The sequence below is a fragment of the Micromonospora sp. NPDC048871 genome (assembly GCF_043198155.1).
GTDB lineage: Bacteria > Actinomycetota > Actinomycetes > Mycobacteriales > Micromonosporaceae > Micromonospora.
Window position 1 is genome coordinate 351,666 of record NZ_JBICUM010000001.1, and the last position, 24,229, is coordinate 375,894.

The 24,229-nt window shown below is 71.5% G+C and carries 19 protein-coding genes; 6 read left to right on the forward strand and 13 right to left on the reverse strand.

Translation table 11 applies throughout. The annotated features are described in order from the left end of the window. Positions 1-189 precede the first annotated feature (189 nt). From ACGFIK_RS01685 to ftsY, 10 genes are all read right to left on the reverse strand, one after another. On the reverse strand, positions 190-837 hold the full coding sequence (locus ACGFIK_RS01685; RefSeq protein WP_327022258.1) for a DUF402 domain-containing protein: 648 nt from the start codon (positions 835-837) through the stop codon (positions 190-192). Positions 838-982: 145 nt separating this feature from the next. Beyond that, entirely contained in the window at positions 983-2,389 is a 1,407-nt protein-coding gene (gene proS, locus ACGFIK_RS01690; protein ID WP_327022259.1) for a proline--tRNA ligase, read from the reverse strand. Positions 2,390-2,456: 67 nt separating this feature from the next. Beyond that, positions 2,457-3,536, reverse strand: a complete 1,080-nt coding sequence (locus tag ACGFIK_RS01695; RefSeq protein WP_327022260.1) for an amidohydrolase family protein — start codon at positions 3,534-3,536, stop codon at positions 2,457-2,459. 18 nt (positions 3,537-3,554) lie between these two features. Then, positions 3,555-4,133, reverse strand: coding sequence for a Uma2 family endonuclease (locus ACGFIK_RS01700; RefSeq protein ID WP_327022261.1), 579 nt, complete (start codon positions 4,131-4,133; stop codon positions 3,555-3,557). Positions 4,134-4,199: 66 nt separating this feature from the next. Then, positions 4,200-5,747 carry a signal recognition particle protein gene (ffh, locus tag ACGFIK_RS01705; RefSeq protein ID WP_327022262.1) on the reverse strand — a complete coding sequence of 516 codons (1,548 nt, stop codon included), beginning with the start codon at positions 5,745-5,747 and terminating at the stop codon, positions 4,200-4,202. A 277-nt stretch (positions 5,748-6,024) separates the two neighbouring features. Beyond that, the gene (locus tag ACGFIK_RS01710; protein ID WP_327022263.1) at positions 6,025-8,379 is read right to left on the reverse strand and encodes a [protein-PII] uridylyltransferase; all 2,355 of its coding nucleotides are present in this window, start codon (positions 8,377-8,379) and stop codon (positions 6,025-6,027) included. Between the two features lie 13 nt (positions 8,380-8,392). Next, positions 8,393-8,731 carry a P-II family nitrogen regulator gene (locus ACGFIK_RS01715; protein ID WP_165521895.1) on the reverse strand — a complete coding sequence of 113 codons (339 nt, stop codon included), beginning with the start codon at positions 8,729-8,731 and terminating at the stop codon, positions 8,393-8,395. A 25-nt stretch (positions 8,732-8,756) separates the two neighbouring features. Then, positions 8,757-10,082, reverse strand: coding sequence for an ammonium transporter (locus ACGFIK_RS01720; RefSeq protein WP_327022264.1), 1,326 nt, complete (start codon positions 10,080-10,082; stop codon positions 8,757-8,759). 219 nt (positions 10,083-10,301) lie between these two features. Beyond that, complete coding sequence (locus ACGFIK_RS01725) at positions 10,302-11,147, reverse strand: aminoglycoside phosphotransferase family protein (protein WP_393337670.1); 846 nt, start codon at positions 11,145-11,147, stop codon at positions 10,302-10,304. Positions 11,148-11,171: 24 nt separating this feature from the next. Beyond that, positions 11,172-12,362, reverse strand: a complete 1,191-nt coding sequence (ftsY, locus tag ACGFIK_RS01730; protein ID WP_327022266.1) for a signal recognition particle-docking protein FtsY — start codon at positions 12,360-12,362, stop codon at positions 11,172-11,174. Between the two features lie 149 nt (positions 12,363-12,511). Between ftsY and ACGFIK_RS01735 the strand changes: the two genes are divergently transcribed. The 5 genes from ACGFIK_RS01735 (at position 12,512) to ACGFIK_RS01755 (ending at position 17,576) form a co-directional block, all read left to right on the forward strand. Next, positions 12,512-14,215: an alkaline phosphatase D family protein gene (locus ACGFIK_RS01735; protein WP_327022267.1), complete on the forward strand. Its 1,704-nt coding sequence runs from the start codon at positions 12,512-12,514 to the stop codon at positions 14,213-14,215. Between the two features lie 106 nt (positions 14,216-14,321). Then, positions 14,322-14,786 (forward strand): MarR family transcriptional regulator, encoded by a 465-nt coding sequence (locus ACGFIK_RS01740; protein WP_327022268.1) that lies wholly within the window; start codon positions 14,322-14,324, stop codon positions 14,784-14,786. A gap of 116 nt (positions 14,787-14,902) precedes the next feature. Then, positions 14,903-16,501: an MDR family MFS transporter gene (locus ACGFIK_RS01745; protein ID WP_327022269.1), complete on the forward strand. Its 1,599-nt coding sequence runs from the start codon at positions 14,903-14,905 to the stop codon at positions 16,499-16,501. Between the two features lie 5 nt (positions 16,502-16,506). Next, positions 16,507-16,992: a universal stress protein gene (locus ACGFIK_RS01750; protein ID WP_327022270.1), complete on the forward strand. Its 486-nt coding sequence runs from the start codon at positions 16,507-16,509 to the stop codon at positions 16,990-16,992. 56 nt (positions 16,993-17,048) lie between these two features. Further along, positions 17,049-17,576, forward strand: a complete 528-nt coding sequence (locus ACGFIK_RS01755) for a DinB family protein (protein ID WP_327022271.1) — start codon at positions 17,049-17,051, stop codon at positions 17,574-17,576. 7 nt (positions 17,577-17,583) lie between these two features. Here the strand turns inward: ACGFIK_RS01755 and ACGFIK_RS01760 are convergent, their stop codons facing one another. The 3 genes from ACGFIK_RS01760 to ACGFIK_RS01770 all read right to left on the reverse strand — a co-directional run bounded on the left by ACGFIK_RS01760 (position 17,584) and on the right by ACGFIK_RS01770 (position 22,296). After that, positions 17,584-18,204, reverse strand: coding sequence for an HAD-IA family hydrolase (locus tag ACGFIK_RS01760; protein WP_327022272.1), 621 nt, complete (start codon positions 18,202-18,204; stop codon positions 17,584-17,586). Next, positions 18,204-21,818: a chromosome segregation protein SMC gene (smc, locus tag ACGFIK_RS01765; protein WP_327022273.1), complete on the reverse strand. Its 3,615-nt coding sequence runs from the start codon at positions 21,816-21,818 to the stop codon at positions 18,204-18,206. The genes ACGFIK_RS01760 and smc overlap by 1 nt, the downstream gene beginning before the upstream one ends. 283 nt (positions 21,819-22,101) lie before the next feature. Next, complete coding sequence (locus ACGFIK_RS01770) at positions 22,102-22,296, reverse strand: hypothetical protein (protein ID WP_327022274.1); 195 nt, start codon at positions 22,294-22,296, stop codon at positions 22,102-22,104. Positions 22,297-22,653: 357 nt separating this feature from the next. On the opposite strand from ACGFIK_RS01770, the gene ACGFIK_RS01775 reads away from it, so the two are divergent. Beyond that, complete coding sequence (locus tag ACGFIK_RS01775) at positions 22,654-24,099, forward strand: CAP domain-containing protein (protein ID WP_327022275.1); 1,446 nt, start codon at positions 22,654-22,656, stop codon at positions 24,097-24,099. Positions 24,100-24,229: the final 130 nt, after the last annotated feature.

A 24,229-nucleotide genomic window follows, 5' to 3' on the forward strand; every position in this document is an offset into this window, starting at 1 on the left:
AGCGCCAACCGGCACAGTGGGGTTGGGCCGGAGACAGCTCGGGTGGACTGGCGGCACGCCCGGGTTAGAGGGCGCCGGACGCGCGCCGGATACCAGCCAGCCATTCTGCCAGATCCACCCGGGATCCCTCACATCGGACCGGGGCGGGTCACCCGCAGTGGCCCCGAAGTGACGCAGAACACAGCCGGCTCAGCGTGCGGGTGGGCGGTCCCAGCCGGTGGGCAACTGCTCCGGGGGCACCCACTGCGGGGGTGGGGTGAAATCGCACCAGGTGCCGTCGAAGGGGAACTCCCCGGCCTCGGCCAGGGCGATCACCCGCTTGCCCTCGGCTCGTACGGCCGCCTCGTCGGTCACCCAGTAGTGCTCTGGGAAGGCCAGCCGCTCGACGAACTCGCCCTCGTCCTTCCACTCCCAGCTGCGGTCCGGGCGCACCCACACATCGAGATCCTGATCCACGATGTCGACCCCGGCCAGCCCGCCGTCGTCCCACCGGACCCCGTGCTCCTCCAGGTTGACGTACCACCCGGCGAAACGCCCCTGCGGGTCGCGGAACCACCAGACGGAATGCGCCGCCCCGGCAGGCAGGAACTTCAGCAGCGGCGGCCCGTTCCACCGCCCCTGCTTCAGTTGGAAGGTCGGAGTGAGCCACTGCGCGAACGGAACCGCCCGCATCCCCAGCCCGTCGGCGTTCACCTCGCCGGCCACCGGCGACCCCTCGGCCACCCAGAGCAGCAGCCCCCGCTCGTCATCACTGACCACCCGGGCGGGCCGAACCCACCCGATCCGCCCCCGGCGCACATTACGGTGCACCACCAACCGCCCCACCTCAAACCTCACCCCCCGACCCTACCGCCCCCCATTCCCCGCGATCTTGCACTTCTGGTCGCCGAAATGCACCTTTGCTGCGGGTTCGCCCCGACAGAAAGTGCAAGATCGACGAGCAGAGCGGGGGTGGGGGCGCGTGGGTAGCGCCTGGGGTGGGTTAGTAGGCGCGGGCGAGGATGGCGGTCAGGTCGGGTTCGTCCTCGGTGTCCGGGACGGAGTTGTCGGCGCGGACCAGGCAGCGGACGGTGACGCCCTGGGCGTTGGCCTTGGCTTCGCCTTCGACACCTACCGCCGACCACGGAACCCTTGCCCAGCCGGTGGCCGCCGCCTCGATCGCCTCATCGAGGGTGGCGACCTCGGTGGTGCGGGACTGGCGAAAGGCCAGCGCCTGGTCGTGCAGGGCCTGCTGGTCGGCCGCCAGGGCGGCGAGCACCGCGCCGACCACGTCCGCGATGGGGGTGGGGGCCTTCGAGCCGTCCGTACGCCGGACCACGACCGCGTTGCCGGCGGCCAGGTCACGGGGGCCGACCTCGACACGTACCGGGTAGCCGCGCAGCTCGGCGTCGACGGCCCGGCGGCCGAAGGGGGTGTCCGTGCGGTCGTCGAGCAGGACCCGGACCCCGGCGTCGCGCAGGGCGTCGCGCAGCTTGGCCGCCGCCTCGCCCACACCCTCGCCGTCCTTGACCACCATGACGTACGCCTGCACCGGGGCCAGCCTTGGCGGCACCCGCAGGCCGTTGTCGTCGCCGTGGCACATGATCAGACCGCCGAGCATCCGGGTCGAGGTGCCCCAGGAGGTGGTCCAGACGTGCTCCCGGCCGCCCTCGGCCGAGGAGTAGCTGATGTCGAAGGCCTTGGCGAAGTTCTGCCCGAGCTCGTGGCTGGTGCCGAGCTGCAGGGCCTTGCCGTCGCCCATCATGCCTTCGCAGGTGTAGGTGGCGGTCGCCCCGGCGAACCGCTCCCGGGCGGTCTTGAGCCCGACCACCACCGGGATGCCGAGCACGTTGACCATCAGGTCCTCGTACGCCTCGTGCAGGATCTTGCGGGCGTAGGCCCGGGCGTCCTCGCGGGTGGCGTGGGCGGTGTGCCCCTCCTGCCAGAGGAACTCGCTGGTGCGCAGGAAGATCCGGGGGCGCAGCTCCCAGCGGACCACGTTGGCCCACTGGTTGAGCAGCAGCGGCAGGTCCCGGTACGAGTCGATCCACTTGGCCATGAACTCGCCGATGACGGTCTCGCTGGTGGGGCGCACCACGACCGGCTCGGCCAACTGCTTGCCGCCGCCGTGGGTGACCACCGCCAGCTCCGGCGAGAAGCCCTCGACGTGCTCGGCCTCGCGCTTGAGGTAGCTCTCCGGAATGAACAGCGGGAAGTACGCGTTCTCCGCCCCGGCCGCCTTGATCCGGTCGTCCATCTCGGCCTGCATCCGCTCCCAGATGGCATAGCCGGCCGGTCGGATCACCATGGTCCCCCGCACCGGCCCGTTGTCGGCCAGCTTCGCCTTAGCGATGAGGTCCTGGTACCACCGGGGGAAGTCTTCAGCCCGGGGAGTAAGCACGCGCGCCATAACCGCACATCCTATGCAGGGGCGGACGGGGCAGCGCGATCGGGCGCGGCATCACTGGTAGGTCGGGTCAGCGGATGACCCGACCGCGCAGGACGATGCGGGCAGGCTCGCGAACCACCCGCAGGTCCCGGCGCGGGTCCTCGGAGTAGACGACGAGGTCGGCCAGGCCACCGTCGACCAGACCGGGGAAGCCCAGCCACTGCCGGGCCCGCCAGGTGGCGGCGGCGAGCACGTCCTCGGTGCTCATGCCGGCCTGCTCGTGCAGCAACAGCATCTCCTCGGCGGCCAGGCCGTGGTCGATGCCACCACCGGCGTCGGTACCCACGAAGATCGGCACCCCGGCCTCGTACGCCGAACGCACCACCTCGGGGAAGCGGTCCCGCAGGGCGATCATGTGGTCGGCGTACCCGGGGAACTTGGGTCGGGCCTGGTCGGCGATGTGGCCGAAGGTCCGGATGTTGATCATCGTGGGGATCAGCGCGGTGCCCTGCCGGGCCATCAGGTCGATCACGTCCAGGCTCAACCCGGTGCCGTGCTCGACCGAGTCCACCCCGGCCCGCACCATGATCTCCACGGCCGACTCGCTGAAGGTGTGCACGGCGGCGCGCACCCCGGCGGCGTGCGCGGCGGCCACCGCGGCGGCCATGGTGTCCGCGTCCCAGGCCGGCGCCAGGTCACCGACCCCCCGGTCGATCCAGTCCCCGACCAGCTTGACCCAGCCGCTGCCGGCCGCCGCCTGCTCGGCCACGGTCGCCGCCACCTGGGCCGCCTCGACCTCCACCCCGATGTCGCGCAGGTAGCGCCTCGGCGGCGCGATGTGCCGCCCGGCCCGGATCATCCGGGGCAGGTCGGGTTCGTCCTCAAGCTCCGGGTACGGAAAGGGCGAACCGGCGTCCCGGATCGCCAACACACCCGCGTCCCGGTCGATCCGCGCCAAGGCCCGCGCCTGGTCCAGCGAGGTGATCGGGGTCGCGCCCCGGGCGATGCCGATGTGGCAGTGCGCGTCCACCAGCCCCGGCAGGACGAAGCCGCCGTCGGCGATCGTCTCGGCACCGGGCACCGGTTCGAAGGTGATCCGGTCGCCGACCAGCCACAGATCCCGGACCTCGTCGTCCGGCAGGAGCACACCGCGCACATGCAGAGCCATGCGCACAGTCCTACCGGATCACTCTCCGTCGCTGGCGAGGAGCCCCGCCCGCCGTACGGTCAACGCCGGCAGGTCGACCGACACCTTCCAGGGTCGCTCGGTGACGAACAGGTCCTCCGTGTGGGCGGCCACCTCGTACTCACCGGCGGAGGTCAGCACGTACTCGGTCAGGGTCATCTTCTCGTGCAGGGGGTCGACCACCCAGTAGGTGCGTACTCCCGCGCGGGCGTAGACCCGGGCCTTGTCGTAGAGGTCGCGGAAGGTCGAGGAGGGCGAGACCACCTCGACGGCCAGCAGGGCGTCCTCGACCGGCACGGGCGAGCGGTCGGCGTGCTGACGACGGATCGCGACCACGTCCGGCCGAGGCTCGTTGCGGCGGTCGACCCGCATCGACAGGTCGATGCTGACCAGGTATTCCGCCGGGCAGTTGACTTCAAGCGCCAGCAGCAGCCGGACACAGAGATCTTGGTGCAGGGCAGTGGGGGACGGCACGATCAACCTTCCGTTGATCAGTTCGTACGGAAGGTCCTTCGGCAGGTCGCCGAGGTCGTCAACCGTCCACTCCGACCGCTCGGGCAGGATGGGCGCCACGGTCATGACTCCTCCTTCCAGGGGCGGCATCACCCTAAGCGCCGACAACACCACCCGCCGTCACCGACACGCTCAGCGGGGTGGCTGGCCGCCCTTGCCGAGCTTGTTGAAGTCGATCTTCGGGAGCTTGAAGCCCGGCGGGAGGCCCTGACCGGCCGCCAGGTCCTCCGGCTTCATGCCCGGCGGAAGCTGCGGCATGCCACCCGGGAAGCCACCGGGCAGCCCGGCACCGGTACGCGGCCGACCGCCGCCCTTCGTACCCTTGCGCTTGTTCTTCGGGCTCTTGGTGGCCTTGCGCCGCCCGCCCGGCAGGCCCATCATGCCGCCCATCTGCTTCATCATCTTCTGCGCGTCGGCGAAGCGGTTGAGCAGCTGGTTGACGTCCATCACGGTGACCCCGGAACCGTTGGCGATCCGGGCCCGGCGGGAGCCGTTGATGATCTTCGGGTTGGTCCGCTCGGCCGGGGTCATCGACCGGATGATCGCGGTGATCCGGTCGAAGTGCTTGTCGTCCACCTCGGCCAACTGGTCCTTGACCTGCCCCATGCCGGGCATCATGGCCAGCACGTTGGCGATCGGCCCCATCCGGCGGACCGCGATGAGCTGGTCGAGGAAGTCCTCCAGGGTGAACTGCTCGCCGCCCATCAGCTTGGCGGTCATCTTCTCCTTCTGATCGGTGTCGAAGGCCGCCTCGGCCTGCTCGATCAGAGTGAGAACGTCGCCCATGCCGAGGATCCGGCTGGCCATCCGGTCGGGGTGGAAGACGTCGAAGTCCTCCAGCTTCTCGCCGGTGGAGGCGAACAGGATCGGCTGCCCGGTGACCTCACGCACCGACAGGGCGGCACCACCCCGGGCGTCGCCGTCGAGCTTGGAGAGCACCACGCCGGTGATGCCGACGCCGTCACGGAAGGCCTCGGCGGTACGCACCGCGTCCTGGCCGACCATCGCGTCGATGACGAAGATGACCTCGTCGGGGTCGACCGCGTCCCGGATGTCGGCGGCCTGCCGCATCATCTCGGCGTCGATGCCGAGTCGACCGGCGGTGTCGACGATGACCACGTCGCGGGCGGCCCGGCGGGCGTGTTCGAGGGAGGCCTTGGCCACCTGCACGGGGTCGCCGACCCCGTTGCCGGGCTCCGGGGCGTACACCTCGACCCCGGCCCGGCCACCGAGCACCTGGAGCTGCCCGACGGCGTTGGGGCGCTGGAGGTCGGCGGCGACCAGCAGGGGCTGGTGGCCCTGGGCCTTGAGCCAGCGGGCCAGCTTGCCGGCGAGGGTGGTCTTACCGGAACCCTGGAGGCCGGCGAGCATGATCACCGTCGGCGGCTGCTTGGCGAACTGGAGCCGACGCCCCTCGCCACCGAGGACGGCGACCAGCTCCTCGTTGACGATCTTGATGATCTGCTGGGCCGGGTTGAGCGCCTGGGAGACCTCCGCACCACGCGCCCGTTCCTTGACGTTCGCGATGAAGCCCTTGACCACCGGCAGCGCGACATCGGCCTCCAGCAGCGCGAGGCGGATCTCGCGCGCGGTGGCGTCGATGTCGGCGTCGGTGAGGCGTCCCTTGCCGCGGAGCTTGGTGAAGATCCCGGAGAGGCGGTCACTCAAGGTGTCAAACACGCGAACATCCCGATTGTCGTCTTCGGCGGGCACGGTACGGACACGCGGGTGGTGTCCAGCCCACCGCTAGCCTAGCCCGACCCCGCTTCCCCGGCCCGGCCCAGCCGCCCCCTTTCCCGACGGCAGCCCACCCGCACACCCGCGCCCCCACCCTGCGCGCCGCGCACTGCGCGGCTGCGGCGAGCAACATCAGGGAAAGTGCTGCCTCGTCGGCTGGTGAGGCAGCACTTTCCCCGAAACTGCTGTCCGATTTCCCGGGAGACGCCGCCGGGGGCGGTTACACGGCGGCTAGGACGGCGGCTTCGAGGCGGGTGCGGTCCTCGTCGGAGGGCCAGGAGCCGACGAGGTAGAAGACGTCGACCACGTCTCCGCCCAGGGTGGCGATGCGGGCCGCGCGGACCTGGGCGCCGGCCGCGTCCAGGGCGCTGGTCACCCGGTACAGCAGGCCCGCGGCGTCCGCGGCCCGCAACTCCAGCAGTACCGCGTCGGTGGCGGCGTCCCGGTGCCAGACCACCCGTGGTTCGGCCCCGGCCCCCCGTGCGGCCAGGGCCCGTCCACGCAGTCGCTGGGTGACGGAGACGTCGCCACCGACCGCCCTACGCAGGTCGGAGCTGAGCGCCACCGGCTCGGGGGGCAGCCCGTAGCGGGGCTGCACCCGGCACTCCACCAGGGCCCGCCCGTCCACCGTCGAGGCGTCGGCCGCGAGCACCTCCAGGCGGTGCAGGGCCAGGCAACCGGCCACCGTGGCGAGCAGGCCCCGCCGGTCGGCCGCGGCCACCGCCACCCGGTCCCCGGTCAGGTGTACGACCGGCAGCGGCCCCGCCACCAGGGCCGGGTCCGGGGCGGGCGGTTCCGGTACCGCCCCGGTGTCCAGGGTGGTGCGGACCCGGGCCACCAGTTCGGCGATCAGCCGGCCCTTCCAGTCCGACCAGGCCCCCGGTCCGGTGGCGGCGGCATCCGCCCGGGCCAGCGCGTGCAGCAGGTCGAGGGTGGTGACGTCGCCGACCGCCTCGGCCACCCCGGAGATGGTCACCGGATCGGCCAGATCGCGGCGGGTGGCCACCTCGGGCAGCAGCAGGTGCAGCCGGACCAGGGTGCCGATCAGCTTCGCCTCGGCGGCGGGCAGGCCGATCCGGGCGGCGATGGACTCGGCGATCGGGGCCCCGACCGTGGAATGGTCACCCGGCAGACCCTTGCCGATGTCGTGCAGGAAGGCCCCGAGCAGCAGCAGGTCGGGGCGGTCCACGTCCCGGGTGTGTCGGCTGGCCTCGAAGGCGGTCTGCACCAGGTGCCGGTCCAGGGTGAAGCGGTGCACCGGGTTGTGCTGGGGCAGGCTGCGCAGCCGGGTCCACTCCGGCAGCCAGCCGTCGATCAGCCCGTACCGGTCGCAGGTCTCCCAGGCGGGCAGCAGCCCGGTGCCGGCACCGAGCAGGGTGGTCAGGGCGGCTCGGGCCTCCGCCGGCCAGGGGGTGGGCAGGGGTGGGCAGTAGGTGGCCAGCCATTCGCAGGTGGCCCGGGCTATCGGCAGCCCGGTGACCGCCGCCGCGGCGGCCACCCGCAGCGAGAGGTTGGGGTCGGGGCGGGCCCCGATGGCGGTGCGGGCCAGCACCAGCTCCCCGTCGTGCTCGACCACGTCCCGGGCCACCGGGCGACGCAGCGGACGCCCGTCGGCGCCTCGACGGCGGCCGGTGCGCAGCCGGTCGGCGGCCCGGAAGGCGTCGTCCAGGGCGTGGCTGACCGTCCGGGCGTCCCCGGCCACCCGACGCAGCAGGGCGTCCCCGTCACCGGCCGCTCCAGCCGGCCCCGCAGCGGTAGCCGATCCACCCGGGCCCGCGGCATCGGTGTCGGGGTCGCCGGGGGGTGTCTGGCGCAGGCCGAGCAGGGCGGCCACCCCTTCGCGTTCCTGGGCCAGCAGCCGGTCGACCCGACGACCCACCTGCTGGTGCAGGGCGTCCCGGGTGTCCAGCAGGCGAAGGTGGGCGGCGTGTACGGCGGGACGCAGCGCATCCGTGATCCCAGCCAGCGCCACGGCCCGCAGGATGCCGACGTCCCGCAACCCTCCGGCGGCCTCCTTGAGGTCGCCCTCCAGCAGGAAGGCCAGCTCGCCGTGGGCCTGCCAGCGGGCGACCGTGGTCTCCCGCAGCGGGGCCAGTTGGCGTACGGCGGTGCGCCGCCAGTGGTCGGTGGCGCTGCGGATCAGGGTGTCGGCCAGTTCGGGGTCGCCGGCGACCAGGCGGGCGTCCAGCAGCCCCAGGGCCACCTTGACGTCGTCCTGGGCCACCGACAGGGCCTCGGCGACCGTACGTACGGAGTGGTCCAGCCGCAGGCCGGCGTCCCAGATCGGGTACCACAGCTCCGCGGCCAACTCGTCGATCCCGGCCACCCCGGAGTGCACCAGCACCAGGTCCAGGTCGCCGTAGGGGGCGCACTGTTGCCGGCCCAGCCCGCCGACCGTCAGCAGGGCGACCCCCGGCCGGTCCGGCAGCAGCCGGGCCAGCCAGGCGTCGTACGCCTCGGCTCGGGCTCGACGCGCCGCCGCGCCGATCCCGGCCGGTACGCCGACGACCTCGTTGACCTTCGGTGCTGCCGTGGGGCTGGAAGCCGAGGCTTGCCGAGAGGTCAACGAGGTCATCGACGGTGTCTCCTTACAGGGCGTCCAGGCCGCGCTCACCGGTGCGGACCCGGACGACCTCCTCGACTCCGGTCACCCAGACCTTGCCGTCACCGATCTTGCCCGTCCGGGCGGCCCCGACCACGGCGTCGACGATCTTCTCGACGTCGATCTCGTCGGTCAGCACCTCCACCCGGATCTTGGGCAGGAACTCGACGGTGTACTCGGCACCCCGGTAGACCTCGGTGTGGCCCTTCTGCCGTCCGTAGCCCTGGACCTCACTGACGGTGAGTCCGGCCACGCCCAGGGCGTGCAGGGCCTCCTTGACGGCGTCCAACTGGTGCGGCTTGATGACCGCGGTCACCAGCTTCATGTCCAACCCCTCCATCTCACGAACGTTAGCTGGCGACCTTTTCGGTTACCGCCTCGGTGGGCTCACTCTTCGGCTTGGCCGAGGGGGCGATACCCGCGGCGGCGAAGGCCCCGCCACCACCACTCGTGGAGCTGAACTCGTACGCGCTCTCCGCGTGCTCGGCGTTGTCGATGCCCTCGACCTCGGCCTCGGCGCTGACCCGGAAGCCGATGGTCTTCTCGATCACCAGGCCGATGATGTACGCGACCACGAAGGAGTAGACCAGCACGGCGACCACGCCGAGTGCCTGCAGACCCAGCAGCTTGATGCCGCCGCCGTAGAGCAGACCCGCGTTGCCCTCGCCGGCCAGCACCTCGATGGCCAGGAAGCCGATGAGCAGCGAGCCGATGATGCCGCCGACCATGTGCACGGCGACCACGTCGAGGGAGTCGTCGTACTTGAGCTTGTACTTCATGCCGACCGCGAGGGCGCAGATGGCACCGGCGATCAGACCGAGGGCGATCGCGCCCAGGGGCTCCAGGAAGGCACAGGCGGGGGTGATACCGACCAGACCGGCGACCGCACCGGAGGCCGCACCCAGGGTGGTCGGCTTGCCGTCACGGAGCCACTCGACCACGATCCAGCCGAGCACCGCGGCGGCCGTGGCGACCTGGGTGTTGATCAGCGAGATGGCGGCGGTGCCGTTGGCCGCACCGGCGGAGCCGGCGTTGAAGCCGAACCAGCCGAACCACAGCAGACCCGCACCGAGCAGCACCATGGGCAGGTTGTGCGGCTTGAACTTGTCCTTCGGCCAGCCGACCCGCTTGCCGAGGACGAGAGCCAGGGCCAGGGCCGCGGCACCGGCGTTGATGTGCACCGCCGTGCCACCGGCGAAGTCGAGCACGCCGAGCTCCATGATCCAGCCGCCGCCCCAGACCCAGTGGGCGACCGGGAAGTAGACCAGGGTGGCCCAGAGGCCGGCGAAGAGCAGCCACGGGCCGAACTTGGCCCGGTCGGCGATCGCACCACTGATCAGGGCGACCGTGATCACCGCGAACATCAACTGGAAACCGGCGAACAGCAGGTCGGGGATTCCTCCCTCGGTGCCGCTTTCCAACATGCCCCGCAGACCGGCGGCGGAGAGATCACCGGTGATCCCGCCGATGTCCTCGCCGAATGCGATGCTGTAGCCGTAGAACACCCACAACAGGCTGACCAGGCCGATCGCACCGAAGCTCATCATCATCATGTTGAGCACGGACTTGGATCGCGTCATGCCGCCGTAGAACAGGGCCAGGCCGGGCGTCATGAGCAACACCAGGGCGGCAGAAGTCAAAATCCAGGCGGTGGCACCAGAATCTAGCTCCGGCACGCTGCCTCCTCTCGGGTTGTTTTCCCTCCCTCCCGGCATCGCGCAGCATCGCCCGTACGCCGGTTGGCCGGAAGCCTGGTCGCCGGCTGTTTCGACGAGGGTCCCCGGCTGGTTTCCGGACCGTGACGGCTTGTTTCGTACGTGTGAAGAAAAACGCACACCTCAGCGCTTCGACGGGGGTCAATCAGCCATTTGGTGCCGGTCTATCCCCCTGACGGTTCACCGCAGGGCGTACTCCAGGGCATGACGCTCGTAATCGAGCAGTCGAAGATCACGCATCGGCCTACGCAGGTGACCCTTGTGCACGATCCGCACGAAGGCCGGCTCCCCGGCCGCGGCCATCCGCCGGATGCCCTCGACATGGTCGACGATCCGCTTGCGGATGGTACGGATCAGCCGGTGCCGGTCCCGCGGAATCAACCCGTACGCGTCGGCGAACAACCGCAACCGGCGCGGCCGGTCCGGACGCTTCCAGCCCAGGGTGATCGAGTCCCGGTCGGAGAAGATCGGCACCCAGGTCCAGGCCGCGTACGCCACGTCGTAGATCCGGGCACCCGGTGAGGCCAGGTCGAAGTCGATCAGCCCCAGGGTGCCGTCCGGCCGCCAGATCACGTTGTGCGGCGCGGCGTCGTGGTGACAGATCACCTCGGTGTCCGGGGGCGGGGGCCCGAAGGAGCGCCACACCGCGTTGGGCGGGGGCACGAAACCGTACTGGGCGTCGTGGAACATCCGCAGCATGGTGGCGACCGTGACCAGTGCCTCGTCGGTGACCCAGTGCGGGGCCAGCGGGTACTCCCCGCACTCCCCTTCCAGGTACGACAGCACCTCCCGGTTGCGCTCGTCCATGCCCAGGGCCCGGGGGGCGCCGGTGAACCCGACGTACTCCAGGTGACGCAGCAGGGCGTGCACCGCCGGGGTCCACGGGCCGGCGTTACGCCGGACCGTGTCGCCGACCCGCACCACCGTGCTGACGTTCCCGCCGTGCAGGGGGATCTCCTGCGAAGTCACGTACGGTCTCCCGAGGCGCTGCGACGGGTGGCTCGGGTCACGCCAGCCCGCGTACACGCGATTGTCTCTGGTCACCCGAGGTTACGCGGTCGGCCCGGGGGCTTCGGTGCCCAGCAAGGCGTCGACGAACTGCACCGGGTCGAACGGGGCCAGGTCGTCCGGACCCTCGCCGAGCCCGACCAGCTTCACCGGAATGCCCAGCTTGCGCTGTACGGCGATCACGATGCCACCCTTGGCGGTGCCGTCGAGCTTGGTGAGCACCACCCCGGTGACATTGACCACCTCGGTGAAGACCCGGGCCTGCTCCAGCCCGTTCTGCCCGGTGGTGGCGTCCAGGATGAGCAGGGTCTCGTCGATCGGGCCGTGCTTCTCCACCACCCGCTTGACCTTGCCCAGCTCGTCCATCAGGCCGACCTTGTTCTGCAACCGGCCGGCGGTGTCCACGAGCACGGTGTCCACCCCGGTGTCGATGCCGCGTCGGACCGCGTCGAAGGCGACACTGGCCGGGTCGGCGCCCTCCGGGCCCCGGACGGTCTCCGCCCCGACCCGCCCGGCCCAGGTCTCCAACTGGTCGGCCGCGGCGGCCCGGAAGGTGTCCGCCGCTCCGAGCAGCACGGTGCGGCCGTCGGCGATGAGCACCCGGGCGATCTTGCCGCAGGTGGTGGTCTTGCCGGCGCCGTTGACCCCGACCACCAGCAGCACCGCCGGCACCCCCTCCTTGGGGGTGGTGCGCAGCGAGCGGTCCAGCTCCGGGTCGAGGGCGTTGACCAGCTCGGCGGCGAGCAGGGCGCGCAGCTCGGCGGCCGAACGGGTGCCGAGCACCCGGGTCCGCTCCCGCAGCCGGTCGACGATCTCCCGGGTGGCGTCGATCCCCACGTCGGCGGTGATCAGGCTGTCCTCGATCTCCTCCCAGACGTCCTCGTCCAGGCGGTCGCGGCTGAGCAGACCGAGCAGCCCCTTGCCGAAGGCGTTCTGCGAACGGGACAGGCGGGACCGCAGCCGGACCAGCCGACCGGCCGTCGGCTCGGGCACCTCCACGGTCGGGGCCGGCGCCTCCACCACCGGCGGCGGCTCGACCAGCACCCCGGTGGACAGCTCGGCCTCCGGGGCCTCCACCGGCGGCCCGGCCAGCTCCTCCTCCGCCCGCGTGTCCACCTCGGTGCGCGGCAGCGGCGGTGCCGGCCGACGGCGCAGCCTCGGCACGACCAACCCGATGCCGCCGAGGATCAGCACACCGAGCAGGGCCAGAGCGATGAGGAGGTATTCCGTCATGCCGAAATCCTGTCAGATGGCGACGACCGCGTCTCAGCCACCGCTCCCCACCCCGGCGCGCCGACGGCGATAGTCTGCACCACAGCCAGCACTGGCCTGGCCGCCGATCGGGTAGTAGAGGTTGAACCACTCTCATCTGGAGGTTCCTCATGCCCGCCGAACTGCTCATCGGCCCACTGCTGCGCCGGGTCATCGGTACGCGGGCCACGATCTGGGTGGAGACCACGGCCCCGGCGGTGGTCACCGTCCGCACGGCCGCCGGCGCCACCGGCACGGCGCACACCTTCACCGCGTACGACCATCACTACGCCCTGGTGGTGGTCGAGGGGCTGATCCCGGACAGCGCCACCACCTACGAGGTGTTCCTCGACGACCAGGTGGTCTGGCCGCTGCCCAAGGGGCGGTTTCCGCCGAGTGTGATCCGGACCCGGGCCGCCGATGACCGGGACCAGCCGGTACGGCTGCTCTTCGGTTCCTGCCGGGAGACCACCCAGCACGCCACCACCCGCAAGCTGCCCCCGGACGCCCTGGACGCGTACGCCCGGCGGATCCTGGCCGACCCGGACCCGGCGGCCCTGCCGGACCTGCTGGTGCTCCTCGGCGACCAGGTGTACGCAGACGAGACCTCACCGACGGTCAAGCGACTGCTCAAGCGACGGCGACGCCGCCCGGCGAAGGCTCCCAGCGACCAGGTGGTCAGCTTCGACGAATACACCAAGCTCTACCTGGAGTCCTGGGGGGATCCGGAGATCCGCTGGCTGTTCTCGACCGTGCCCAGTGTGATGATCTTCGACGATCACGAGATCATCGACGACTGGAACACTTCGGCCTCCTGGCGCGCGGACATGCGCGAGCAGCCCTGGTGGGCCGAGCGGATCGCCAGCGGCCTGGCCACCTACTGGGTGTATCAGCACCTGGGCAACCTCTCGCCGGACGAGATCGCGGCCGACCCGATCTACGCCAAGGTGACCACGGCCGGGGACGCCACCGAGGTGCTGCGCGAGTTCGGTCAGCGGGTGGACACCGAGGCCGACCTGGCGCACGACCCCGAGCGGTGGCATGCGGTGCAGTACCAGTGGAGCTACTCCCTGGATCTGGGGCGTACCCGCCTGGTCATGCTGGACACCCGGTGCAGCCGGGTGCTGCGGCCGGGCCAACGGGCGATGCTGCCGCCCGGGGAGTGGGCCTGGTTCGTCGACCGGGTGCACGGCGACTACGACCACCTGGTGGTCGGCTCCTCGCTGCCCTGGCTGCTGCCGCCGGGCATCCACCACGTCGAGGCCTGGAACGAGAAGCTGGCCGACTCGCCCCGCCCCTGGCTGGCCGCGGTGTCCGAGCGGCTCCGCCGAGGACTGGACCTGGAGCACTGGGGTGCCTTCCGCCGCTCCTTCGACGCCATGGGCGCCCTGTTCGCCCGGGTCGGCGGCGGCACCCCGGGTGAGCCGGGCGACCGCAAGGGGGCCGGTCCGGCGTACCCGCCCCCGGCATCGATCAACGTGCTCTCCGGTGATGTGCACCACTCGTACGTGGCCCGGGTCCGGTTCGCCGATCCGGCCGTACGCACCCCGGTGCACCAGTTGACCTGCTCGCCGATCCACAACCAGGTGCCGGCCGGGATGCGTCCCCTGATGCGGCTGGGCTGGGCCCGGGGACCGGCCTCGGCCACCCGGGCCCTGGCCCGCACCGCCGGGGTGCCCCGGCCGCAGGTGCGCTGGCGCAAGCTGGCCGGGCCGTACTTCGGCAACGCGGTGGCCACCCTGACGCACGCCAAACGCACCGCCGACGTGATCATCGAGGGCACCACCAACGACGGCCACCTGCGCCAGGTGGCCCACCACCGCCTGACCCCCTGAAGGAAGGGCACCTTGTTAACGCCTGGCGTAGTAGAAGGGCCCCCGGTTAACGCTGTGCTGCGGGGCGGCCAGCAGACCGTCACCCCAGCTCCGTAGTCTCGTCGCTGTGGACGACGATCTGCCGGTGAGCGTGGACGAGGATCTGCCGGTGAGCCTGCGCGAGGTGGAGGACGAGCTGGCCGCCCTGCTCCGGCGGGCCAGGGCAATCTCCTGGGAGATCGCCAGCGAGGTGCATCCGAATCTGGAGCCGAACGCGTACGGGCTGCTGCTCTGGTTGCGTCGCTCCGGCGCGATCCGGCTCACCGACCTGGCCGCCCGGCTGGGGGTCGGCAAGGGCACCCTGAGCCGTCAGATCCACAACCTGGAGACCCTCGGCCTGGTACGGCGGGACCCGGATCCGGGTGACCGGCGGGCCGCCCAGCTCAGCCTGACCGAGGAGGGCCAGCGCCGCTTCGACGCCGCCCGGGCGCCCCGACTCGGACAGATCCGGCGAGCGCTACAGAGCTGGCCGCAACAGGACGTCGAGGAGTTCGCCCGGCTGATCCGCCGGTTCAACGACGCCTGGGGCTGATCCAGACTGCCGGCCACGCGGAAATAGACCGGGACCGGCGCATGTTGTTGCTTTAGGCAACCAAGTCGTACCGTTGCCTTCAGCAACATCTTCCACTCCATCTGGAGGCCCTCCCCATGACTCAGGCGAGCGCGCCCGCCCGAGCGAGCACCGTGCAGATGAGCCACCGGCAGATCCTGGAGGCCCTCTCCGGCCTGCTGCTGGGCATGTTCGTCGCGATCCTGTCCGGCACGGTCGTCGGCAACGCCCTGCCGAGGATCATCACCGATCTCAACGGCAGCCAGTCCGCGTACACCTGGGTGGTTACCTCGACCCTGCTGGCGACCACCGCGACCACCCCGCTCTGGGGCAAGCTCGCCGACCTGGTCAGCAAGAAGGTCCTGGTTCAGGCCTCCCTGGCGATCTTCGTACTCGGTTCCGTTCTGGCCGGGCTCTCGCAGTCCACCGGACAACTGATCGCCTGCCGGGTGGTCCAGGGCATCGGGGCCGGTGGTCTGACCGCACTGGTGCAGGTGATCATCGCGACCATGATCTCGCCGCGGGAGCGGGGCCGCTACAGCGGCTACCTGGGTTCGGTGATGGCCGTCGGCACCATCGGCGGCCCGCTGATCGGCGGCGTGATCGTCGACACCCCCTGGCTCGGCTGGCGCTGGTGCTTCTACGTGGGGGTGCCCTTCGCCCTGGCCGCCCTGGTCGTACTCCAGAAGACCCTCAACCTGCCGGTGGTCCGCCGCAAGGTGGAGATCGACTGGTGGGGTGCCACCCTGATCACCGGCGCGGTGTCGCTGCTGCTGATCTGGGTGTCCCTGGCCGGCAGCCGGTACGACTGGCTCTCCTGGCAGACCGCGGTGATGGTGCCCGGCGCCCTCCTGCTCGGTGCCGCCGCCATCCGGGTAGAGACCCGGGTCAGCGAGCCGCTGATCCCGCCCCGCCTGTTCCGCAACCGCACCCTGACCCTCTCGGTGGTGGCCAGCATCGCCGTCGGTGTGGGCATGTTCGGTGCCTCGGTCTTCCTAGGCCAGTACTTCCAGATCAGCCGGGGGGCCACCCCCACCATGTCCGGCCTGATGACCCTGCCGATGATCATCGGCCTGCTGGTCTCCTCCACCGTGGTCGGCCGGCTCATCACCACCACCGGCCGGTGGAAGCGGTACCTGGTCATCGGCGCGGCCCTGCTGACCGTCGGCTTCGCCCTGATGGGCACCCTGCGGTCGGACACCCCGTACTGGCTGCTCAGCATCTACATGGCGCTGATCGGGGTGGGTGTGGGCATGACCATGCAGAACCTGGTGCTCGCCGTGCAGAACACGGTCGACCCGCACGAACTCGGCACGGCCAGTTCCGTGGTGGCCTTCTTCCGCAGCCTGGGCGGTGCGGTCGGGGTCAGCGCCCTGGGCGCCCTGCTCGGCAACAACGTGGCCCGCTACCTCAGCGACGGGCTGGCCGCCCTCGGCCTGCCGACCTCGGGGGCAGGCGGTGGGACCCTGCCGGACGTGACCACCCTGCCCGCGCCCATCCGGGCCGTGGTGGAGTCCGCGTACGGGCACGGAGCCGGGGACATCTTCCTGGCGGCCGCACCCTTCGGACTGATCGCGCTGATCGCCATCCTGTTCATCAAGGAGGTGCCACTGCTGCGGCACACCGGCGGGCCGCTCGCCGACAAGGAGGAGTCGACCGAGGACGCCGCAGCGATCCGCACCGGCGCCCAGAACTGACTCGGATGAACACCGCTGATCGTCAGCAGTACGGCCCGCAGGCCCGGCCGGTGCCCTTCGAGCGGGGCACCGACGGGCCACGGGTCGTGCTGGTCGGGGTGGACGGCACCCGGACCTCGCTGCGCGCCGCCTCGTACGCCGCCGGGCTGGCCCGTCGCCAGGGCGCCCGGCTGGTGGTGGTCTTCGTCAGCTCGCCGACCGCCTACGCGGTTCTGTCCGACCTCGTCGCGGAGGCGGTGCAGCAGAGCCATGACGAACTGGCCGAGGACCTGCGTCAGGAGTGCCGGCGCAGCGCCGAGGAACTGGGCGTACCGGTGACCTTCCTGTGTCGGCGCGGCGACGCGTACGCCGAACTCTGCGCCGCGGCCGACGAGACCCAGGCGGACGCGGTCGTGGTGGGCTCCTCCGAGCAGGCCGGGCATCGCCTGGTCGGCTCGGTCGCCACCCGCCTGGTCCGCACCGGCCGCTGGCCGGTCGTCGTCGTGCCCTGACATCGAAGCCCGAAATTCGCTCGCCGTTGTCGTACCCGGGCCGCACGATGACCGGCATGACATGGACCGCACCGCCCATCGACCGCCGCAGCGAGCCCTACCGCGCCGACGAGCGCACCATGCTGGAGGGCTGGCTCAACTACCACCGTGACACCCTGCTGCTCAAGTGCGCCGGGCTGACCGGCCAGCAACTACGGACGGCGAGCGTGTCGTCGTCCACGCTCACCCTGCTCGGTCTGGTGCGGCACATGACCGTCGTCGAGCGGTCGTGGTTCCGGCAGTGTTTCGCCGGCGAGGACCTACCCGAGTTGTACGACTTCGACGCCGACCCGGACGCCGAGTTCAACACCGTGGACACCGCCGACCCCGAGGCCGACTTCGCGGCGTTCCGCGCCGAGATCACCGCTGCCGACGCGGCCACCGCCGGCCACGACCTGGACGAGGTCTTCACCCTGCGCCGCGCCGAGAAGAGCCATGAGGTCAGCCTGCGCTGGGTCTACCTGCACATGATCGAGGAGTACGCCCGGCACAACGGGCACGCCGACCTGATCCGCGAGGCGATCGACGGGGTGACCGGCGAGTGACCCGCGTTCAGTAGGCCAGCACGGCCCGCAGATAGCGCAGGTCCTCCGGCCCGTTCCAGCGGTACGCCGACAGCCCGGCCACCCGGGCCCCGTTGATCGCCCGGTCCTCGTCGTCGACGAAGAGCACCCGGTCCGGCGGGGTCTCCAGGGCCACACAGGCCGCCTGGAAGTACTCCTTGGCCGGCTTGTGGATGCCGATGGCCGAGGAGTTGACCACCACGTCGAGTTCGTCCGTGAGGTCCAGGGCGGCCAGGTCGGCGTCGAGCAGGTCGGTGGCGTTGGTGCCCAACCCGACCCGGATGCCGGCGGCCCGCACCTCGCGGATGAACGCCAACACCTGCGGGTCGACCTCACCGCGGTAGCGCTGCCACTGCTCCACGGCCGCCCGGGCCCGCTCCGGGTCCCCCACCGCGGGGGTCAGCGCGTCGACCACACTGGACATCCAGTCGGCGTGGCTGACCCGGCCGGTGAGCACCGGCTGGAGCATCCCCCAGGAGGTGGCGATCTCCCCGAGCACCCCGGTGGAGAGGCCGTACTCCCGCTCCACCCCGGCGGCGACCGCCGGGTCCCAACGCCGCAGTACGCCGTCGAGGTCCACCAGGAGCGCTGACGCGCGTTCCCGAGCCACTAACCGTTCTCCTCGCCGCGGCTTCGCCGCTCGTCGTCTCCGTCGGCCCGGTTGAGCCGTTGGCTGATCACCTGGGTCACCCCGCCCCGCATGGTCACGCCGTACAGGGCGTCGGCGATCTCCATGGTCCGTTTCTGGTGGGTGATGACGATGAGCTGACTCTTCTCCCGCAACTGGGCGAGCAGAGTGATCAGCCTACCCAGGTTCACGTCGTCGAGCGCCGCCTCGACCTCGTCCATGATGTAGAACGGGCTGGGCCGGGCCCGGAAGATGGCCACCAGCATCGCCACCGCGGTCAGCGACCGCTCACCACCGGAGAGCAGCGACAGCCGCTTGATCTTCTTGCCGGGTGGGCGGGCCTCGACCTCCACCCCGGTGGTCAGCAGGTCGTCCGGGTCGGTGAGCACCAGCCGCCCCTCCCCACCGGGGAACAGCACCGTGAAGACCTGCTCGAATTCCCGGGCGGTGTCGGCGAAGGCGCTGGCGAAGACCTCCAGGATCCGGTCGTCGACATCCTTGACCACGGTGAGCAGGTCACGCCGGGTCGCCTTGAGGTCCTCCAACTGCTCGGAGAGGAACTTGTACCGCTCCTCCAGCGCGGCGAACTCCTCAAGCGCCAGGGGGTTGACCTTGCCCAGCAGGGCCAGTTCGCGTTCGGCCTTGGCGGCCCGCTTCTCCTGCACCGGGCGCTCGTAGCGGACCGGTTCGGGCACCGGCAGGCCGTCGCGTTCGGCGGCGGCCACCTCGGCCTCGGTGGGCGGCACCGGCTGGCTCGGCCCGTACTCGGCGATCAGGGTCTCCACGGTCAACCCGAAGTCCTCGGCGGCCTTGGCCTCCAACTGTTCGATGCGCAGCCGCTGCTCGGCCCGGGCCACCTCGTCGCGGTGCACCTGGCTGGTCAACCGCTCCAGTTCCGCACCGAGCCGTTTCGCGGCGGCCCGCACCTCCTGAAGCTCCGCCTCGCGGCTGGCCCGGGCCCGGGCCACCGCGTCGCGGTGCTCCTCGGCCCGGGCGATGCTGGTGGCCAGCCGGGTCAGCGCCTCCCGGGCCCCACCGGCCACGGCACGGGCGATGCCCGCCCCCCGGACCCGCGCCGCCCGCCGCGCCGCGGCCCGTTCCCGGGCGGCCCGTTCGGCGGCGGCCTGCCGACGCAGCGAGTCGGCCCGCCCGGCGATGGAGGACACCCGCTCCTCGGCGGTACGCACCGCTAGCCGGACCTCCATCTCGTTCTGCCGGGCCTGCGGCACCATCGCCGCCAGTTGGTCGCGTTCCTCCGTGGAGGGTTCCGCGTCGATCGGGGTGGCCTCGGCCAGGCGCAGCCGCTCCGCCAACTCGGCCAGGGCGGTCAGGTCCCGCTCCCGGGCGGCCTCGGCCCGGGCCCGCGATTCGCCCAGCCGGTCGGTCTCGGCCTTGGCGGACCGGGCGGCGGCACCCAACTCGGCCAGCCGGCGGGCGGCGGCGTTGCGGTGGCTCTCCGCCTCCCGTTTCGCCGCGGCGGCGTGCTGCACCCGCTCCTTGGCCTCGGCCACGGCCGCCCGGGCCTCGACCAGTTGTCCGCGCAGTTCCGCGCTGGTCTCCTCGGCGGCCAGTCGGTTGGCCCGGGCCTCCTCGACGGCCGCCTGCACCTCGATGTAGCTGGGGGCCTTCGCCGAGCCGCCGGCCGCCGCGTACGCCCCCAGCAGGTCTCCTTCGCGGGTTACCGCCCGCAGCTCAGGGTTGGCGGCGACCACCTCCGCCGCGGCGGCGAGATCGTCTACCAGCACCACGTCGCGCAGCGCCCGGTGCACCGCCGGACGGATCCGGCTGTCGCACTCGACCAGGTCGGGGGCCCAGTGCGCGCGGTCGGGCAGCTTGGGGCGCAGCGCCTCGGCGGAACCGGACATCCCCGGCCCGGCCGGACTGCCGACCAGCAGCCCGGCACGCCCGGCGTCGGAGATCTTCAGCAGCCGCATCGCCTCGACCGCCTCGTCCACCCCGCTGACCGCCACCGCGTCGGCCAGCCCGCCCAGGGCGGCGGCCAGGGCCGCCTCGTGCCCGGGGGCCACCGTGAGCAGGCCGGCCAGGCTGCCCAGCAGCCCGGGTACCTGGTCGGTGCGGGCCAGCAGGGCACCGGCACCGTCCTTGCGACGCAGGCCGAGGGCCAGGGCCTCCTCGCGGGCCTTCCAGGTGGCGGCGTCCTTCTCCGCCGCCCGTTCCGCGTCGGACAGCGAGCGGACGGTCGCCTGCGCCTGCTCCTGGACACCGACCGCCTCGGCGTGCCGGGCGTCCAGGTCGGCGTTGTCCCGGTCGGCCTCGGTGGACTGCTCCGCCACGGCGTCCAGGTCGGCCTGGGCCCGCTCGGCCCGGGCCATGGCGTCGGCGTGGGCGGCGGCCAGCCGCTCGATCTCCTCACCGGCGCTGGTGGTCCGGGCCCTGGCCGAGTTGACCTGGCCGGTCAGCCGGGCCAGCCCTTCACGACGGTCGGCGATCGCCTTGGCGGCGGCGACCAGTTCCCGCTCGGCGGCGGCGAGCTGCCGTTCCAGTTCCTGCCGGTGCTCCACCGCCTCGGCCAGGCGGACCTGATCGTCGGTGAGCGCCGCGCGCAGTTCCTCCTCCTGCTCCCGGACCCGCTCGGCCTCGGCCTCCAACTGGTCCGGGTCCCGGCCCGGCCGCTCGTCGTCCGGGGTGGCGCTGAGGTGCCGCAGCCGTTCCACGGCGAGCTGCTCGATGGACCGGAAGCGTTCCTGCAGGGCGGAGAGCTTGTACCAGGTGTCCTGGGCGGCGGCCAGCAACGGCGCGTCCGCGGCCAGGGCCTCCTCCAGCTCACCTAGGCGGCCCTGCACCTCGGTGTGCTCGGCCTCCACCTCCTCGCGCCGGTGCCGCAGGGCGGTCTCGTCGGCGATCTCCTTGTCCAGGGTGGTACGCAGGGTGGCCAGGTCGTCGGCGAGCAGCCGCAGCCGGGCGTCGCGCAGACTGGCCTGGATCACCGCGGCGCGGCGGGCCACCTCGGCCTGGCGACCCAGCGGCTTGAGTTGACGGCGCAGTTCGGCGGTGAGGTCGGTCAGCCGGTTCAGGTTGGTCTGCATCGCGTCCAGCTTGCGCAGGGCCTTTTCTTTGCGCTTGCGATGCTTGAGGACCCCGGCCGCCTCCTCGATGAACGACCGCCGGTCCTCCGGCTTGGCGTGCAGCATCCCGTCGAGTCGGCCCTGCCCGACGATGATGTGCATCTCCCGGCCGATGCCGGAGTCGGAGAGCAGCTCCTGGATGTCGAGCAGGCGGCAGGTGTCGCCGTTGATCTCGTACTCGCTCTCACCGGAGCGGAACATCCGGCGGGTGATGGAGACCTCGGTGTACTCGATCGGCAGGGCGCCGTCGGTGTTGTCGATGGTCAGGGTCACCTCGGCGCGGCCCAGGGGGGCCCGCCCGGCGGTGCCGGCGAAGATGACGTCCTCCATCTTGCCGCCCCGCAGCGCCTTCGCCCCCTGCTCGCCGAGCACCCAGGCGATGGCGTCGACGACGTTGGACTTGCCGGAGCCGTTCGGGCCCACCACGCAGGTGATCCCGGGCTCCAGCTTCAGCGTCGTCGCGGAGGCGAAGGACTTGAAGCCCTTCACCGTCAGGCTCTTGAGATGCACCTTCTCGATCCTCGTCCGGTGGCCGCCGTACCGTCGCCCGGCTGCGCGGACCTTGGTGAACCCGCAGACTAACCCGGCACCGGATGACCGGTGCGATGCGACCCACCCGGCGGTGATGTCACCGGCGTCCCTAATTCACCCTGGTCGGACAACCAGTTCGATCATTCACACACCGAGTGGATCAGTTACGGACGGATCAGTGGGGCACAGAATTGCGCGCCGGCACTTGGTGTCGGCGCGCTTTTTGTGCGGTCGTGCTATTCGGTTGTGGCGGCCAGGTTGATCAGGTGAGTGCGGGTTCGGCGAGACGAAGAAGATCATCCGTCTCCGCCGCAGCCGCCGCGAGCCGATCATTCTCGGCACGCAGCCGCGTGATCTCGAACTCCAGTGACTGAACCCTGGCACGCAGTCGGGTGACCTCGTCGAGCAGGCGCCGGTCGGGCGCCGCACCTACGTGGCCGAAGAGGGCCTTCGCCATGTTGACTCCTTGAATTGCGCTGCCGGAGAGGCCGGCCAACGCGCGCCCTTGGTGTACGCGACTACCATTCCCACGGAATCTGGGCACGGCCGGGCGCGACTGGCGACACCTCCATATTGAGCCGACAGTCCCCGTTTCGTCAAGTTCTCGCAGGCCGTAGATCATCTCTGCGTCGACCAGACCCATCTTGGGAGGCTGCCACACGGCGCGGACACACTCTGTCCGGACAACCCAACTCTACGCACCGATTCGACGGAATACCTCACCCGGATGTACAGGGTCCCCTTAACTCTTTCTTAGCCACGTTGCTGCTGTTCAAAGCAAGCACGTAGCGTCACCCCGGCCCGTAATTGACCCGTGGAGGCGACAGGCGTGCACGGCTGGAACGACCCCCTCGACCCGGACGGCACCCGGCGATCCGAGCCACCGAACGACGACCCGGCCTGGCTGACCGACCGCCCGGCGCCGCGCTCGTCGTACCTGTTCGGTGACGAACCCGACAGTTCTTCCGACCGGTGGTACGACCACCAGCCCACCGAACAGTGGCAGAGCCCACACCGGTCCGCCGAGCCCACTGGTCACGATCACGGCGTCGATCACGGCAGCGGCCGGCACTACCGGGACTCCGCCTGGCCGGCGGCCGAGGCACCGTACGGCGGCACCGCGCCGGGCAGCCACGACGGCGGCTGGCGGGCCGAGGAGCCGACCACCCAGGTCGGCGGCTGGACCGACCCCCAGCCCGCCCGACACGCCGCCCCCGACGGGTACACCTCCCCCGAGCCGTACACCGTCCCGGAGCCGTACGTCACACCTGAGCCGTATCAGGCCGCGCGGTACGACCAGGCCGACCCGTACGCCGCTCCCGAGCCGTACCAGGCCGGGTGGCAGCCGGACCAGGGGTACGCCGGCAGTTGGCGGCACTCCGGCACCCGGCCGCACCACGCTCAGCCGTACGAGGCCGACTCTCGGCCGTCGGAGGCCGGTGCGCAGCCGACCGAGATCGGTACGCAGATGACCGAGGCGGAGCCCCGGCCCGCGCACCGCCGCCGGTCGCGTCCCCTGGTGCTGGGGGGTGCCGCCGCGGCGGCCACCCTGGTCGTGAGCATCGGGATCGCCGCCCTGGCCCTGCCCGGGGAGAAGGCGCCGAGCGGTACCACGGCCGAGGAGGGTCCGGTGGCCACCGGACCGGCGCTGGTGGATCCGGAGGAGCCGATCGACACCCTGGACCCGACCGACTCGCCGAGCCCCAGCCCCAGCCTCTCGCCCAGCGCCACCCCCGCACCGAAGCCCAGCCGCACCGCCAAGCCGAGCCCCACCGCACCCGCACGCAGCAGCACCCCCTCCCAGCAGGCCGCCGAACGTCGAGGCAGCCCCAGCCGGGGTGCCACGGCCACCACCCCACCCGCCACGGTCGGGTCCGCCACCGCCCAGACCACCCAGGTCGTCGAACTGGTCAACGAGGAACGGGCCAAGGCCGGCTGCGGCGCGCTGAGCATCGACGACAAGCTGATGACGGCGGCCCAGCGACACAGCCAGGACCAGGCCGACAACCGGAACATGTCGCACACCGGCAGCGACGGCAGCGACCCGGGCCAGCGGATCGACCGGGTCGGGTACACCTGGCAGACCTACGGCGAGAACGTGGCCTGGAACCAGCAGTCGCCCGCCGCGGTGATGGAGGCCTGGATGAACAGCCCCGGGCACCGGGCCAACATCCTCAACTGCACCTTCACCGAGATCGGGGTGGGGGTGGCCAGCAGCAACGGGCCGTACTGGACCCAGGTCTTCGCCAAACCCCGCTGAGCCGGCGCGACGGACCGCCGCCGGGTCGCCATCAGCCGCAGCCGCGAGTCCTTGTCGGGTCTGTGCTCGTTCTACCGGGTGAGGTACGCCGGGCCGGCGTACCGGCTCGGGCGGCAGGACGCCGCCGGCG

Coding starts and splice junctions, on each gene's coding strand:
- proS (WP_327022259.1), bottom strand. CDS start 2,389: ATGGCGCGCGTGCTTACTCCCCGGGCTGAAGACTTCCCCCGGTGGTAC.
- ACGFIK_RS01695 (WP_327022260.1), bottom strand. CDS start 3,536: ATGGCTCTGCATGTGCGCGGTGTGCTCCTGCCGGACGACGAGGTCCGG.
- ACGFIK_RS01700 (WP_327022261.1), bottom strand. CDS start 4,133: ATGACCGTGGCGCCCATCCTGCCCGAGCGGTCGGAGTGGACGGTTGAC.
- ACGFIK_RS01710 (WP_327022263.1), bottom strand. CDS start 8,379: ATGACCTCGTTGACCTCTCGGCAAGCCTCGGCTTCCAGCCCCACGGCA.
- ACGFIK_RS01715 (WP_165521895.1), bottom strand. CDS start 8,731: ATGAAGCTGGTGACCGCGGTCATCAAGCCGCACCAGTTGGACGCCGTC.
- ftsY (WP_327022266.1), bottom strand. CDS start 12,362: ATGACGGAATACCTCCTCATCGCTCTGGCCCTGCTCGGTGTGCTGATC.
- ACGFIK_RS01735 (WP_327022267.1), top strand. CDS start 12,512: ATGCCCGCCGAACTGCTCATCGGCCCACTGCTGCGCCGGGTCATCGGT.
- ACGFIK_RS01745 (WP_327022269.1), top strand. CDS start 14,903: ATGACTCAGGCGAGCGCGCCCGCCCGAGCGAGCACCGTGCAGATGAGC.
- ACGFIK_RS01750 (WP_327022270.1), top strand. CDS start 16,507: ATGAACACCGCTGATCGTCAGCAGTACGGCCCGCAGGCCCGGCCGGTG.
- ACGFIK_RS01755 (WP_327022271.1), top strand. CDS start 17,049: ATGACATGGACCGCACCGCCCATCGACCGCCGCAGCGAGCCCTACCGC.
- ACGFIK_RS01770 (WP_327022274.1), bottom strand. CDS start 22,296: ATGGCGAAGGCCCTCTTCGGCCACGTAGGTGCGGCGCCCGACCGGCGC.